The organism is Mogibacterium neglectum (assembly GCF_030644205.1).
Taxonomy (GTDB): Bacteria; Bacillota; Clostridia; order Peptostreptococcales; family Anaerovoracaceae; genus Mogibacterium; species Mogibacterium neglectum.
This window is the reverse complement of the sequence record NZ_CP128647.1, coordinates 1,578,778-1,593,975: the sequence shown is the minus strand read 5'-3', so window position 1 is coordinate 1,593,975 and position 15,198 is coordinate 1,578,778. Positions and strand designations below refer to the sequence as shown.

Annotated in this window: 14 protein-coding genes; 12 read left to right on the top strand and 2 right to left on the bottom strand. The window is 44.2% G+C overall.

Annotation, left to right across the window (positions count from 1 at the left end; all coding sequences use genetic code 11):
• Window positions 1–24 precede the first annotated feature (24 nt).
• Window positions 25–882 (top strand): PHP domain-containing protein, encoded by an 858-nt coding sequence (locus QU661_RS07460; protein ID WP_304989588.1) that lies wholly within the window; start codon window positions 25–27, stop codon window positions 880–882.
• Window positions 883–1,004: 122 nt separating this feature from the next.
• Window positions 1,005–1,274, top strand: coding sequence for a SemiSWEET family transporter (locus QU661_RS07455; protein WP_330692440.1), 270 nt, complete (start codon window positions 1,005–1,007; stop codon window positions 1,272–1,274).
• A 181-nt stretch (window positions 1,275–1,455) separates the two neighbouring features.
• Here QU661_RS07455 and QU661_RS07450 read toward each other — a convergent pair whose 3' ends face one another.
• Entirely contained in the window at window positions 1,456–2,289 is an 834-nt protein-coding gene (locus QU661_RS07450; RefSeq protein WP_304989587.1) for a pyridoxamine kinase, read from the bottom strand.
• Window positions 2,290–2,333: 44 nt separating this feature from the next.
• On the bottom strand, window positions 2,334–2,936 hold the full coding sequence (locus QU661_RS07445; protein WP_304989586.1) for an ECF transporter S component: 603 nt from the start codon (window positions 2,934–2,936) through the stop codon (window positions 2,334–2,336).
• A gap of 169 nt (window positions 2,937–3,105) precedes the next feature.
• On the opposite strand from QU661_RS07445, the gene pdxR reads away from it, so the two are divergent.
• The 10 genes from pdxR (at window position 3,106) to purD (ending at window position 15,181) form a co-directional block, all read left to right on the top strand.
• Window positions 3,106–4,527 carry a MocR-like pyridoxine biosynthesis transcription factor PdxR gene (gene pdxR / locus QU661_RS07440; protein ID WP_304989585.1) on the top strand — a complete coding sequence of 474 codons (1,422 nt, stop codon included), beginning with the start codon at window positions 3,106–3,108 and terminating at the stop codon, window positions 4,525–4,527.
• Window positions 4,520–5,845, top strand: a complete 1,326-nt coding sequence (surE, locus tag QU661_RS07435; RefSeq protein WP_304989584.1) for a 5'/3'-nucleotidase SurE — start codon at window positions 4,520–4,522, stop codon at window positions 5,843–5,845. Before pdxR ends, surE begins: the two co-directional genes overlap by 8 nt.
• A 167-nt stretch (window positions 5,846–6,012) precedes the next feature.
• The gene (locus tag QU661_RS07430) at window positions 6,013–7,242 is read left to right on the top strand and encodes an MFS transporter (RefSeq protein ID WP_304989583.1); all 1,230 of its coding nucleotides are present in this window, start codon (window positions 6,013–6,015) and stop codon (window positions 7,240–7,242) included.
• A 234-nt stretch (window positions 7,243–7,476) separates the two neighbouring features.
• On the top strand, window positions 7,477–8,172 hold the full coding sequence (locus tag QU661_RS07425) for a response regulator transcription factor (RefSeq protein WP_304989582.1): 696 nt from the start codon (window positions 7,477–7,479) through the stop codon (window positions 8,170–8,172).
• Complete coding sequence (locus QU661_RS07420) at window positions 8,172–9,806, top strand: sensor histidine kinase (protein ID WP_304989581.1); 1,635 nt, start codon at window positions 8,172–8,174, stop codon at window positions 9,804–9,806. Before QU661_RS07425 ends, QU661_RS07420 begins: the two co-directional genes overlap by 1 nt.
• Window positions 9,807–10,203: 397 nt before the next feature.
• Complete coding sequence (gene purE / locus QU661_RS07415; RefSeq protein ID WP_304989580.1) at window positions 10,204–10,695, top strand: 5-(carboxyamino)imidazole ribonucleotide mutase; 492 nt, start codon at window positions 10,204–10,206, stop codon at window positions 10,693–10,695.
• A gap of 111 nt (window positions 10,696–10,806) precedes the next feature.
• Window positions 10,807–12,249, top strand: coding sequence for an amidophosphoribosyltransferase (gene purF / locus QU661_RS07410; RefSeq protein WP_304989579.1), 1,443 nt, complete (start codon window positions 10,807–10,809; stop codon window positions 12,247–12,249).
• Between the two features lies 1 nt (window position 12,250).
• On the top strand, window positions 12,251–13,285 hold the full coding sequence (gene purM, locus QU661_RS07405) for a phosphoribosylformylglycinamidine cyclo-ligase (RefSeq protein ID WP_304989578.1): 1,035 nt from the start codon (window positions 12,251–12,253) through the stop codon (window positions 13,283–13,285).
• Between the two features lie 37 nt (window positions 13,286–13,322).
• On the top strand, window positions 13,323–13,919 hold the full coding sequence (gene purN / locus QU661_RS07400) for a phosphoribosylglycinamide formyltransferase (RefSeq protein WP_304989577.1): 597 nt from the start codon (window positions 13,323–13,325) through the stop codon (window positions 13,917–13,919).
• Window positions 13,856–15,181: a phosphoribosylamine--glycine ligase gene (gene purD, locus QU661_RS07395; protein ID WP_330692438.1), complete on the top strand. Its 1,326-nt coding sequence runs from the start codon at window positions 13,856–13,858 to the stop codon at window positions 15,179–15,181. The genes purN and purD overlap by 64 nt, the downstream gene beginning before the upstream one ends.
• Window positions 15,182–15,198: the final 17 nt, after the last annotated feature.

Below are 15,198 nucleotides of genomic sequence, written 5' to 3'. Positions count from 1 at the left end.
TTAAATAATCGGGAGGTGCACGGTTTGAATACGAGTAAGTTACTGGTCGATATGCACCTCCATACCACAGCATCAGATGGTTCGTTTAGCCCTGCAGAGGTTGTGCAGATGGTGAAGGAGTCTGGCGTCAAGGTGTTCTCCCTAACCGATCACGATACAACTGCTGGAATACGCGAAGTAGAGGATGGAATCCCGGAGGGAATGGAATTCTTCAAAGGCATTGAATTCTCCTGCAAAGCTGGTGATATCAAGTGTCATATCCTCGGATACTCGTACGATGATAGTCACCCTGATTTTATGGAGGTACTTGCTTCGGCAGAGGAAAAGAGAGAAGATAAGCTCGCGATTAGAATTGAACACCTAAGGGAAGTGGATGGTATAGAGCTGACTGCAGAAGAGATTGCAGAGCTAGAAGCTATTCCGTCAGCAGGAAAGCCACACATAGCTAACATTCTCATGAGGAGAGGGATTGCTGGCACCAGAACGGAAATTATAAGCAGATATCTTGAGTTCGGAGTGGACAATAGGATTCCTGCCGAACTGGCAATTGGGGCAATCAAGTCATCTGGTGGAGTTGCAATCTGGGCTCATCCTCTCGGCGGAGAGAATGAAGTTCATATGGATAGGAAAGAACTTGAGGTGAAACTCGATGCTCTGCAAGGTATAGGAATTGAAGGCCTAGAGTGTTTTTATTCTAGATACAACGATTGCGAAATAGCGATGCTTTTAGAAATTGCAGGAAGACGAGGACTGCTAGTGAGTGGGGGCAGTGATTTTCATGGTAAGAATAAAAATGTAGGAATTGGGGAGCTTCGTGTGAGCAGGAAGCCTGTCTTTGATTCTGACTTGAACCTTATAGAGATACTTAGACAAAAGCGCTAGAGACTTGTGCGATATTAAGTGCACTTTTATATTGTATTAATTAAATTATAGTATTGAATGGGCTATGTCATTTGTATATAATACGCAAGTTCGCAAGACGAAAATATTTATGCAGAAAGTAAATGGGTAAAGAAATGAGTGAAAAGACAGCAAAAAAGTTAGGCTGGGCGGGAACATGCATGTCCATTCTAATGTACGTAGCATACATAGCTCAGATAATTAGCAATCTAAATGGGAACAAGGGTAGCTTCATTCAGCCACTAGCTGCAGCAATAAATTGCACGCTGTGGGTGACATACGGACTTTGCAAGAAGGATAGAGATTATCCGATTGTATTTGCTAACGTTCCGGGAATCTTCTTCGGACTCGGAGCAGTAATAACATCATTTTAATAAAAACCATAATGAGCGTGTAAATACCATTCCAAAGTGCTGGGGTGGTATTTTTCTTGTGAAATATCTAGATAACAACGTGCGAACTAAAGGTATCAAAAAATGCGGGCAAAACAATAAGCCGGGAACTTGCGCTCCCGACTACATGTCGTTAAAACATATGGCTACATGCCCTAGCGGATTAACCGCGAATGGCTGAAATTAAATCTCCAAGTAATGGTTCGAACTTTACACCGTACCAGTGCTCTTTGTCATCTATCGTATTCTTGATGCAGCTGAGGACGTATTCGCCAGCAATTCTAGCTGCTTCAGCCTTATCTTTACCTGCGAGGTAAGATCCTACAAATGCAGATGCGAACACATCACCTGTTCCGTGGCAAGAAATAGGCATCTTCTCATGCTTTATATAATTTATACCGTTTTCGTCCGATACGAGAATTCCAGTGTTTTTATCATCATAGCTGACGCCGGTCATGATTACAGTCTTAGCACCTAGCCCGTGCAGACCCTTTACAAGCTTCTCAGCATACTCTTCATCGTAACTTTCCTTGTACTCGTTCCCTGTTAGAAGTGAAGCTTCTGTGATATTAGGAAGTGTTACGTCTGCTACAGCAACTAGCGACTTCATAACCTCTACGAAGTCCATGTCAAATGCTGGATAGAGCTTGCCCTCATCAGCCATAGCAGGATCGACTATCCGTAGACCAGACGGAGATACAAGCCTTGCAAATATATCCTTGACGTATGTAATCTGTTCGCTGCTTCCGAGATATCCAGTATAAGCTCCATCAAATGTAATTTCTTCAATCCCCCATTGCTTGATGATATCAGGCATATCACTAGTTAAGTCACTGCAAGTGAACCCTTTAAATCCACCAGTGTGATTCGAAAGTACGGCTGCTGGTAAAATTGCTGTCTCGTGTCCGCATGCTGAAAGTATAGGGAGTGCGACGGTCAGCGAGCACTGTCCAACGCACGATATATCTTGTATAGATAATATTCTCTTATATTCCATTATTAACCTCGATTTCTGTAATTGACCTAGAAATAGTTCAGTGCCTAGAGAGAAGTTCTCTTATAATAGAAGTTTTTTCCTAGTGCTGTCTTGCCTAATGCCGCCGAAACTACGATAGCAACAACTGCACCAACAGTTGCCTGCAGGACATTGCCGGGAACATCAGCGAGTGGGGCAGCCCAATTTCTATATATAAAGCCCTGCGCTGCGTAGTAACCAGATACAGTCCAGAGAACTGCAAGCACATATGCGAATAGCTCTGCAAAAGGTAGTCCTGCAATTTTAGCTACGTGACCTCCGTTTGCTGCACGTCTATTCAGCAAGTCAAAGAATAGCTGTACTATCAGTACCATGATGATCTTAATCACCAATGTCCAAGGTGCCCATACCGCATATCCGCCGTAGATATCAGCCAGTCCAGCACCAACGCCGCCAGCGAAGCAAGCGTACTTCTTTGGCAAAATTATTGCAGCGAGGAGTACGAATCCATCACCGAGGTGGATGTATCCCATAGCATTAGGGATCTTGAAGAATGTAGTCGCAATCATAACCATTGCAGTCAACATCGCTGTGGTTACTAGAATTAAAGTCTTATCGCTTCTGTCAGCACGGCTAGTGCTGTCTGTCTGGTTATTAGTTTCAATCATACTTTTTACCCTCCATATAGCCATCTATAAAAACTTATAGAAATGCTGTTTTTATTATTGAATTGTCGTTGTGCAGTTCTTCGACAAGTATTATAATATCAATATAGTGCAATTATAAAAACATACAATTTATGTAAAATTTTAGAATACAGATAGGGGAAAATAGACGATGAGAAGCATTATTTTCGATTTTGCCGACAATAATAATCAAAATCTATATATACAGATTTTCGATTACATAAAGGCTAAAATCCTATCCGGCGAATTCGAGCTCGGCATGAAGCTGCCTTCGTTACGTCAGCTCGCTAAGGAGAACGGCATCAGCGTCACTACTGTTGAGACTGCATATAACCAACTGTTGGTAGAGGGTTACATAGAGAGCAGACCTAAGTCGGGATACTATGTAAGCGATGATATATCTGGTGCGGTCGGAAATGGAAGTGCTGAAGGAGAACTGACATTAGATGAACTTCTCCCACCAGAGAGCACCAAGACGGTTAAGGAGCGCTCGCTAATCTACGATGAAGAGAGCTTCGAGTTCTCGAAGTGGAAGAAGTGCATGAGCAAGGTCTTCAATGAGTATGCCTACGCGCTGCAGTCTGAAGCTGATGTTCAGGGCGAAGCAGCGCTTCGCTATGAAATTGCGAAATATCTATATGCTGGAAGAGGTGTAAAATGCTCGCCAGACCAGGTCGTAATAGGCGCTGGTTCTCAGCAGCTCGCGACGCACCTCATACGCATCCTCAGGGAGATCGGTATCAGCAATGCTGCGATGGAGTCTCCGGGGTATGGACCCGTTCGCGAGATATTTAAGGATGAAGGGGTCAGTCTCTCTAACATTCCAGTGAAAGACAATGGAATTGTGATTGAACGTCTTCCAGTCAATATGCGAAGCCTCGTCTATGTAAATCCGTCAAATCAGTTTCCGTCAGGCGCTGTTATGCCGATTGGCCGCAGATATGAACTGATCAAATGGGCAGAGGACAACGATAGCTTTATCCTCGAGGATGATTACGATAGTGAACTCAGATACTTTGGAAAGCCTATACCAGCCCTGCAAGGCCTCGATAGGTCGGGGAGAGTCGTGTATCTCGGCTCGTTTTCGTCGACACTTTTTGCATCGATTAAGATAAGTTACATGGTGCTGCCGAAGGAACTCATGGAGATTTTTGACAGAATCAAGAGCAAGTATTCGCAGACGTGCTCCAAGGCGGAGCAGATTTGTCTCGCACTATATATGGATAATGGCTATTATTACAGGCATATCAAGAAGTGCAGAAAGAGAAATTCTGAAAAGCTCCATACAACTATGGAGATGTTCAAGGAATATGGAGAAGGGCTGATAGAGGCACTTGACTCGAAGTCTGGACTGGCTGTTATGCTGCGCATCAAGGCTCCTGTGCCTGTTGAACAACTATGCAAGGTGGGCAAGGATGTTGGGCTTATGATGAACCCAGTTACGGATCTCTGCACTAAGGACGAACAGGTGGTATACTTCTATTTCTATAGAGTGTCTGAACCACTGCTGAGGTTACTCATCAAGATGTTTGTCGGCAATATTAAGAAGGGGATGAGGAATATCAATGCTTAGAATATTAGTTAGCAACGATGATGGAATAGAGGCACACGGAATCCGCACATTGGTACGTTTTCTTTCACACATGGCAGAGGTATATGTTGTGGCCCCTGACAAGCAGCGGAGTGCTAGTGGGCAAGCGATTACGTTTGGTGGCAAAGTGACTGCTAAGCAGGTAGAGATGGATGGAGCTATGAAGGCAATTGCTTTATCTGGAACACCTGCAGACTGTGCTAAGTTCGGTATAGATATGATGAGGGATGCTGGGACTCCACCGGACTTTGTCATCGGAGGAATAAATCATGGTGGAAATGCAGGTGCAGATATTAACTACTCTGGAACATTCGCGATAGCAAGCGAAGGTGCTGTGAATGGTTATAGAGCTATAGCGCTATCCGTGACAAATAGAAAAGCGACGCACTTTGAATTCATATGCGAGATGATACCAGAACTGCTCGAGGTGGCGAAGAAGCTGCAGCCGGGAAGCATACTCAATGTAAATGCACCTGACCAGCCTAAGTGGCAGATTAAAGGTGTGAGATATGCCGAGGCTGGTATCTGTGGATTTAACAATAAATTTGAGAGAGTCATTGAAGAAAATCCAGATGGCGAGCACGTAGAAAACGAGAATAAACCTTTTTCAGAAGGAGAATATAAGTATAATGGTGAGGTGACGGATGGCAGCGTTCAGCCGTCAAACAATGACCTTTACTGCCTTGCAAAGGGATATGCGACTATCACTCCATATAAGGTGAACCGCGTGGATAACGGCTTGCTCGCAAAACTCCGTGGTCTTAGCTCTGATAACACGATGTGCATAATTATTGATGTTCAGGGGCACATGATATCCAAGGTCCGCAAGGGTGAGAAGTTCATGGGTAACATATTAAAATTAGCAAAATGCCTGAGCATACTCGAACTTCCGACACTGCTTACGGAGCAGTTCGGGCACGATGCAGAACCGATCTTAGGTGAACTTAAGAGTGAATTTCACAGCTTTGAGAAGCTAGACAAGGTGGATTTTGACTGCACGGCTTCTCCAGATATGGAGAGCTTGCTTCAGTCTCATAAAGGTAAACGCATCGTTCTCGCTGGATTAGAGGCTCACATCGGGATACTGCAGAGTGCTAGAAGTCTTGTGGATAAGGGATATGATGTTCAGATCATAAAAGACTGCTGTGCTTCTAAGCAGAAGGACGACCTCGAAGAGGCGATGAAAACACTTCGGGACATTGGGTGTACGATTACGACTTTAGAATCATTTATATATGATGAAATTGGCAGCACCACTAACTTCTCGTACAGGAAGGTGAAGAAGGTCCTTGAAGCATAAATAAAAAGTTATGTGCAGGATATGATAATAATTGCTAGAAAATGCGCGTAAAAAATGTTATTATATTTTGCATTGGCGCTCAGCTTGGATCGATGGAGCGTTAAATAATATAAGCGCTGTATAGAGGTAATGGCAGCGCAATTAGGTAAGGACAGGTGGTTTAAGAAATGAATAACAACAAAAGATGGTTGTACCTCGGAATGGCGACTATTTCAACGCTATTCCTCGGACTTATTTACGCATGGTCACTGTTTAGAACTCCTTTTGCAGAGGTATTCAAGACATGGACAGTAGCACAGATGTCGATGACATTCACAATCTCGATGATCATGTTCTGCTTGGGCGGACTCATCGGAGGTCATCTCGGCAAGGTGTTTGGTGTAAAGCTCAGACTTCTCATCTCTGGAGTGCTGCTTCTCATCGGATTCTTCATGGTTTCGACTTTGAATCCAGCAGATGCTTCGGGAAGCCTTACGAAGCTTTATATATTCTACGGCGTATTCGGTGGAGGTGGCGTAGGTATTGGATATAATGCCGTTATCACCACTATCACTAAGTGGTTCCCAGACAAGGTTGGTCTTGCTTCAGGAATCATGCTCATGGGATTCGGTCTAGGTGGACTTGCCCTCGGAAGTGTTGTAACTAAGTTCATTGTGAAATTTGGAATTTTCTCAACATTCAAGATTCTAGCTATCACAATTTTCGTAGTAATGGTTGTTGCATCTATTATCATTAAGGCACCGGAAGCACCTGCAGCAGGCGCAAGCAAGGCTGCTGCATCTGATGACAATACTCATCACTATACAGCTGCAGAGATGATGAAGACAGGCAGATTCTGGGTATTCTTCATTTGGGCTGTTGCACTTAACTCAGCTGGGCTGATGGTTATCAACAGCGCGGCTAATATCTCGCTTGCTTACGGTGGATCTGCGGTACTCGGAATGATCGTTTCGCTATTTAACGGAGCAGGAAGAATCGTTACAGGTAATAACTTTGATAAGTTTGGCAGAAAGACAACTGCTATTGTAAATAACTTATTCATGTTTATAGCAGGTGTCCTGCTTGTAGTCGGTGGCATGAGCCATTCTCTTATCGCAATCGTCGTTGGACTTATCTTCGTAGGTCTAGCTTATGGAGGAACTCCAACGCTCACATCTGCATATATCAATAAGGCATTCGGGCATAAGTATTTCCCTACTAACTTCAGTATCGCAAACTTCTCCTTGATCCCAGCAGCTATCATCGGACCTAATATCTCAGCTAAGCTGCTCGAGGCTGCAGGTGGAAGGTATGATTCGAACTTCTATGCTCTAATTGTTTTCACCTTAGTAGCATTCGTGCTATGGATTGCGCTAAATGTGACAAGTAAGAAGAGCGATAATGAGGGGTATAAGTAGAGAGAATTCAGATAAAAGTATGTAATAATTACAAACTCGATAAGTCGGAAAACAACAATGAAACTAAAATATGGCAGTGGTATTTAACCATTTTGATTAGGTGCAAATTAAGCGCTTGCGAAATGTTTAAGCCACTGCTATTTTAATTTAAAGAAATCATAATAAATACAATCGGATTTCTTATGCCAAATGATATATACTTCTATTACAGACATGACTTAAGGAGGGTATACCGTGAAAATTCTAGTTTGTGACGATGATAGAGAAATCGCTAGAGCGATAGAGATATATCTAAATAATGAAGGCTTCGAAGTTGTGAAGGCACACGATGGATTTGAAGCACTAAATGTTGTGAAGAACGAGGATGTTAAGCTCGCCATCATGGACGTTATGATGCCTAAGCTCGACGGAATTCAGGCGACGCAGATGATTAGAAATGAAAAGGATATTCCTATCATCATGTTGTCTGCGAAGTCCGAGGATTACGACAAGATTATCGGATTCAATATCGGGGCAGATGACTACGTTACTAAGCCTTTTAATCCAATGGAGCTCGTAGCTAGGGTTAAATCGCAGCTTCGCAGATATACTCAGTTTGGAAATGCAAATGGGTCATCTGAGGAGGGAATCTATAGAGTAGGCGGACTCACCGTGGATGACAATAGCAAAAAAGTTACTATCGATGGACGAAGTGTAATGCTGACAGCTACTGAATTTGGTATATTGAAGCTACTTGCACAGAGTCCTGGCCGAGTATTCTCAATGGAGCAGATATATGAATCCGTATGGGATGAGCCTGCTTACAATCCGGAGAATACGGTTGCGGTACACATCAGACACATAAGAGAGAAAATCGAGATAAACCCTAAAGATCCTAGATACATAAAGGTAGTGTGGGGTACAGGATATAAGCTTGAAGGAGATAACTAATGAGGGAACAAGTCGTAAGGGACGAGTTTCGTGGACTTAAATCTAAATTTGCCACCTTGGTGGCGACTGTGAGTATGGTGTTCCTCATCGTCTCAGCTAATAGAATCGTCGTATATGAGACGTATACGAGCGAATACTTTAACGGATATGTCGACAAGAACAAGCTAGTCGGCATATTGACGACGAACTTCATACTCCTCATAGTGTTTGGTGCTTTTGCGATTGCAGGAGTAATATTCGCGATATATTTCGCTGGAAAATACGATAGAAAAGGCAGGGTTCAGCTAAATCTGCTCGACCGAATATTCCCAGAACTAAGGATTCTAGGAATCTTTGTGATGGGTATTGGTGTCGTTTATTCCGAAGAGGTTTTCTATGGTTATATCTTTTCGGGCAAGTCATTTAACCATATTCTGAGAACGATTGTTAAGCATGGAATTACAGTCAAGGAATTAAGGACTCGCAGCTATACAGGCCTGGGTGAAGAATACTCAGTATTTAAGCCGGAATGGGTGCAGGGATTTGGTTCACTCGCAATGATGACCATTTGCGTGCTGCTTACGATGATACTGCTGACCTCTCTTGTAAAGAATATCAAGAACGACGACTTCTTTGAACGTTCAATCATCGGAAAAGTGCTGATGGGTGTATATAACATCTTCGTGTCGAAGGATATCACGATGAAGAGGATATATCTCCTCATAATTGCGATTTTTGCACCTATATATATATGGCAGGGATGGATCTTTGTCGACATGATTTTAATAATCATATTTGTTCCGAGGTACTACCACGATTACGCGATGGTAAGGCAAGGCCTCAGATCAATCAAGGAAGGTGATTTTGACAATAAGGTCGTCGTTAGACATAGAGGTGAGTTCGAGAGACTTGCAAATGACATAAATGAAATCGCTAAGGCTGAAGAAATCGCTCTCGAAAATGAGCTGCGAAGCCAGAGACTCCGTAACGAGCTCATTTCCAATGTATCTCACGATCTAAAGACGCCACTTACATCTATGGTTACATACATAGATTTACTAAAGATGCAAGGCCTTGACAGCCCAGACGCTATGTCGTACCTCGAGATTATCGATCAGAAGACCAAGAGGCTTCAAAAGCTGAGCGGTGACTTATTTGAAGCTACCAAGGCATCAAGTGGAGCTATGCCTATCAGCATTGAAGTTATCGATCTAAACGGGATGGCGCAGCAAGTAGTTGGTGAGCTTAATGATATCTTCGTAGCTGCAGATGTTGAGGCTCACTGCGAAAAGAATGACGAGCACGTATTCGTAAATGCCGACGGCAAGATGCTATGGCGTGTAATCGAGAATCTTCTAACCAATGTCAGCAAGTACAGCATGCCTGGGACTAGGGCATATGTGAAGGTTCGCGAGATGGGCAAATTCGCTGCACTCGAGATCAGCAATGTATCTAGAGATGCTCTCGATATGGATCCAGATGAGCTTATGGAGAGATTTAAACGAGGTGATAAGTCCAGAAATACTGAGGGTAGTGGACTTGGACTTGCTATCGCAAGAGACTTAATGCACATGATGGATGGAGATGTCAGATTGGGAATCGATGGAGACCTGTTTAAAGCGAGGGTTCTGATTCCGCGTGTTGGACAGAGGTAAGTTTTATAGGCTTTTGCTGGAGTATCGATTTTAATGATATAGAGGAAAATGTATTTAATATCAATTAGGGATTGGTTGCGCCAATCCCTTTTTATGATGGAAAACTCCTCAAATGCATAAAATACGAACACTTAAGCTCGAAAGCCTGATTATACTTCGGGTAAATATCAAAATTCCGCATAAAAGGCGATAAACATCGCTATAAAATACGGGTTTAGCAAACCCATATTGTTGACATTGATGATGCATGTGATAAATTTAAATTACGATATAAATAGAAATTGTATCCGTGCTCAAGAAGCTGAAATCATTGGCTGCCAGAGCAGTAAAAACACGTTGATAAAAGGCGGATGAATACGCACTCGCATTAATAATTAAAGATGAAGGTAAGAGATTTATGAAAAAAGTAGCAGTAATCATGGGCAGTGACAGCGATCTGCCAGTAGTTGAGAAATGCATCAACGAGCTAAAGAAATATGGGATACTTACAGAAGTACACGTTTACTCTGCACACAGAACACCAGATGAAGCGATTGATTTTGCAAAGACTGCTGAAGAGAATGGCTTTGGGGTTATTATTTCTGCAGCAGGCAAAGCAGCACATCTCGGTGGAGTTCTTGCGGCAAACACAATCCTGCCAGTGGTTGGAATTCCGATTAAGGCTTCCGCACTGGATGGAATGGACGCACTCTTATCCACTGTTCAGATGCCACCTGGAATCCCTGTTGCATCAATTGCAATCGATGGTGCGAAGAATGCGGCTATATTCGCAGCTGAAATTCTCGCGGTTTCCGATGAACAGCTTAGAATCAAACTCAGAGAAGAGCGTAAGAAGGCGCACGATGCAGTAATCGAGAAAGATGCTGCAGTGTGTGCAAAATTCAACTAAAGCTTGCAGAGATAAAATAGTTTCAAGTATTGATTAAAAGCGATTCGAATAGCGGCTTCAGCAGGTAAATAAAAGTATTTAACAGATTGATTATATAAGGTTAGGAATAGTATGAGTGAGTTAAGAGAAGAATGTGGAGTAGTGGGTGTTTTCTCCCCAAGGGAGATGTACGAGATAGGCAGAACTGTCTATTATGGCCTTTATTCGCTACAGCACCGTGGTCAGGAGAGCTGCGGAATCGTGGTTAACGATGATGGTGTATTTGCAAGCCACAAGGATTTAGGGCTGGTGAACGATGTATTTAACAACAGTACTCTCGATGAACTGGGCATAGGAAGCTTAGCTATCGGACATGTGCGCTACGGAACTACGGGCAAGAACGAACGTGCAAATGCTCAGCCTATAGTTGTAAATCATATCAAAGGTAGCATGGCTGTCGCACACAACGGCAATATCGTGAATTCCGGTGACCTAAGAAGGGAACTTGAGCTTGAAGGCTCTATATTTCAGACTACAAGTGACACAGAGGTAATCGCATATCTGATTACCAAGGAGAGACTCCATACAGACTGCATAGAAAATGCGATTAATGCAGCGATGCATAGGCTAAAAGGTGCATATTCACTATGTGTGATGTCGCCAAATAAGCTCATCGCAGTTCGTGATGACAGAGGCTTTAGACCTCTATGTTACGGCCTCACGGAAGATGGCAGATACGTTGTGGCATCTGAATCATGTGCACTTGATGCAGTGGGAGCAAAATTTGTCAGAGATATAGAGCCCGGCGAAATAGTTGTTTTCAACCACGAAGGAATTCGTAGCATCAAGGATCACTGTAACAAGAATTCTAAGTCGATATGCATATTCGAATACATCTACTTCGCAAGGCCTGACTCCAAGATTGACGGCATCAGCGTTCATCGCGCTAGAGTTGAGGCAGGTAGAGCTCTGGCGATTGACTATCCAGTAGATGCGGATATAGTAATCGGAGTACCTGACTCGGGACTAGATGCGGCAGTCGGATATGCGCGCGAGTCGGGAATTCCTTACGGCATGGGATTTGTAAAGAATAAGTACATCGGCCGAACTTTTATCGCACCTGGACAGACCCAACGTGAGAAGCTTGTAAACATCAAGCTTAACGTGATCGAAGAGACTGTAAGAGGTAAGAGAGTTGTCATGATTGATGACTCCATCGTTAGAGGAACGACTTCAAGAAATATCGTTGAGAAGCTCAGACATGCAGGGGCAAAGGAAGTACATCTCATGTTGACTGCGCCTCCATTCGTTGACGAGTGTTACTACGGCACCGACGTATCGGATAAGTCACAGCTAATCGCTGCGAATCATACTGTGGATGAGATTTGCACGCTCATCGGATGCGATTCAATCGGATTCCTCAAGATGGAGAGACTTCACGAGATGATTGGAACAGCACCCAATGTGGGATACTGCGATGCATGTTTTGGTGGAGAGTACCCTGCAGGTAGAGCTACCACAGGGAAATTCAAATTCGAAACTAAGCTGAGCGAAAGCAAGAAAAAGGAGAACTAAGATGAAGAGCCAGAGCGAGAGCTACAAGGAAGCAGGAGTAGATATCACCAGCGGATATAGAGCGGTAGAACTCATGAAGGAGCATGTCGGCAAGACTATGCAGTTTGGAAATACTGCTCCCGTGGGTGGCTTCGGCGGATTGCTGCAGCCAGACCTCACAGGTATTAGCGAACCAATCCTAGTCAGTGGAACTGACGGTGTCGGAACAAAGCTCAAGCTTGCTTTTCTGCAGGATAAGCACGACACAGTGGGTATCGACTGCGTGGCGATGTGCGTAAATGACATCATCTGCGTTGGCGCAAAGCCTCTATTCTTTCTCGACTATATAGCTTGTGGCAAGAATGTTCCTGAGAAAATCGCATCCATAGTAAAGGGAGTTGCCGACGGATGCATCCAGTCCGAGTGCTGCCTTATAGGTGGTGAGACTGCTGAGATGCCAGGCTTCTATCCTGAGGACGAGTATGACCTGGCAGGGTTTGCAGTAGGAATCGTAGATAAGAGCAAGGTTATCGATATAGAGAAGGTGAGCGAGGGTGACGTGATCCTCGGAATCGCATCATCGGGCATTCATTCAAACGGATATTCGCTAGTCAGAAAGGTTTTCGACGTTGAGAACGTAGATCTCACGGCAAAAAGAGATGACCTCGGAGGAAAGTCTCTAGGTGAGGCACTTATCGAGCCAACTAAGATTTACGTGAAGCCGATGACTGAGCTGTTCAAGGAGATGACTCCGCATGCTGTAATGCATATCACAGGCGGAGGTTTTTATGAGAATATCCCTCGCGCACTACCAAAAGGCATGACAGCTAAGATAGATAAGAACAGTCTTGAGATACAAGCGATTTTCAAGGTGCTGGCTGAGACAGGAAACATCCCAGAGCGCGACATGTTCAATACTTATAATATGGGTGTTGGTATGACTGTAGTTGTGCCTCGTGAGGATTGCGAGAGGGCACTCGAGATTATAAACGGTGCTGGCGAGAAGGCGTATGTAATCGGAGAAATCGTTAAAGGAGATGAAGGCGTAATTATCTAGGGATAATAGCCTTGCATATACACGGTGGAGAGTGAAGATGAGTAGTTTTGCAAAGGTCGCAGTTCTAATATCTGGAGGAGGTACGAACCTGCAGGCTATCATAGATAGGTCGGCAGCAGGTAAGCTTCCGCATGCGGAGCTCGCACTGGTAGTTTCGTCTCGTAATAATGCGGGAGGCCTTGATAGAGCTGATAGAGCAGGTATAAAGCATGTATATATCGGCAAGGAGAATTTTGAGCAGGATCTCATAAAACTTCTAGATGAGCACGAGATAGACATCATCGTGCTGGCGGGATTTCTTAAGATTCTTAGCAGCGATTTTGTCAGCAGATATCCAGATAGGATTATCAATGTGCATCCATCACTCATTCCGTCGTTTTGCGGAGACGGCTTCTACGGACTTCGCGTTCACGAGGCTGCACTTTCATACGGCGTCAAGGTGACGGGTGCAACTGTTCATTTCGTAAATGAAGTTACGGACGGTGGCAAGATTATCGCTCAGCATGCAGTAGATGTTAAGGATGGTGACACGCCAGAAATTCTCCAGAGACGGGTTATGGAGGAAGCTGAGTGGAAGCTTCTGCCAGCGGCAGTCGAAAAGGTCGCAGCAGAGATAGTGGCAAGGAGAGGATAATGAATATTGCAGTAATTGGTGGCGGTGGTAGAGAACACGCCATAATCAGAAGTCTAAAGCGCAGCAATGATGTATCGCATATATATGCACTGCCAGGTAACGGCGGTATAGCTGAAGATGCTGAGTGCGTGGCAATCGGCGCAAAAGACCTAGGTGCGATTGTCAATTTTGCAGTAGAAAAAAAGCTCGACTACGTTGTCGTTGCTCCCGACGATCCGCTTGTTCTTGGACTTGTGGATATGCTCGAAGATAAGGGAATTCCTTGCTTCGGTCCAAACAAAGCAGCGGCGATTATTGAGGGAAGCAAAGCATTTTCCAAGCAGCTCATGAAGAAGTACGGGATACCGACTGCTGAGTATGAGATTTTCAGCGATATGAACGCTGCTCTAAAGTACATAGAAACTTGCCCGATTCCGACGGTAATAAAAGCAGATGGCCTTGCGCTCGGCAAGGGTGTAATAATAGCAGAGACTCGTGATGAGGCCAGAGAGGGACTTCGCACGATTATGGAAGACCATAAATTCGGTGCGAGCGGAGATACTGTAGTCATAGAGGAATTCCTAGAAGGTCCTGAGGTAAGCGTGCTATCGTTCACTGACGGCAAGGTAGTTAGACAGATGGTTTCCTCGATGGACCACAAGAGAGCTCTAGATGGAGACAAGGGGCTCAATACTGGAGGCATGGGCACCGTTGCTCCTAACCCTTACTACACAGAGGAGATTAGCGAGAAGTGCATGGAGCAGATATTTAGGCCTACTATCGAAGCTATGGCAGCTGAGGGAAGGGCTTTTAAGGGCTGTCTATACTTCGGACTCATGCTCACCAATGATGGACCGAAGGTTATCGAATACAATAGTAGATTTGGAGATCCTGAGACACAGGTAGTTCTTCCGCTCCTAGAGGGAGACCTTCTAGAAATCATGCGAGCAACTACGGATGGGACACTGGCTGATGTGAAGTTCTCATTTAGAGATGAAGCTGCATGCTGCGTAGTAGCTGCTTCGGACGGATACCCTGCATCATATGAAAAGGGATTTGAGATAAAGCTTCCGGAGGAGCATGAGCACATATACATTGCAGGTAGCAAGCTCCAAGATGGCAAACAGGTGACTAGCGGAGGAAGAGTTCTCGGTGTGGTTGAAACAGCTCCGACACTCTGCGAGGCGGTGAATAAAGCCTATGCGAAGCTCGGAGAAGTACATTTTGATAACATGTATTTTAGAAAAGATATAGGAACTAAGGCGCTAGCAGTGCTCAAGTAACCGATACATAATTTATT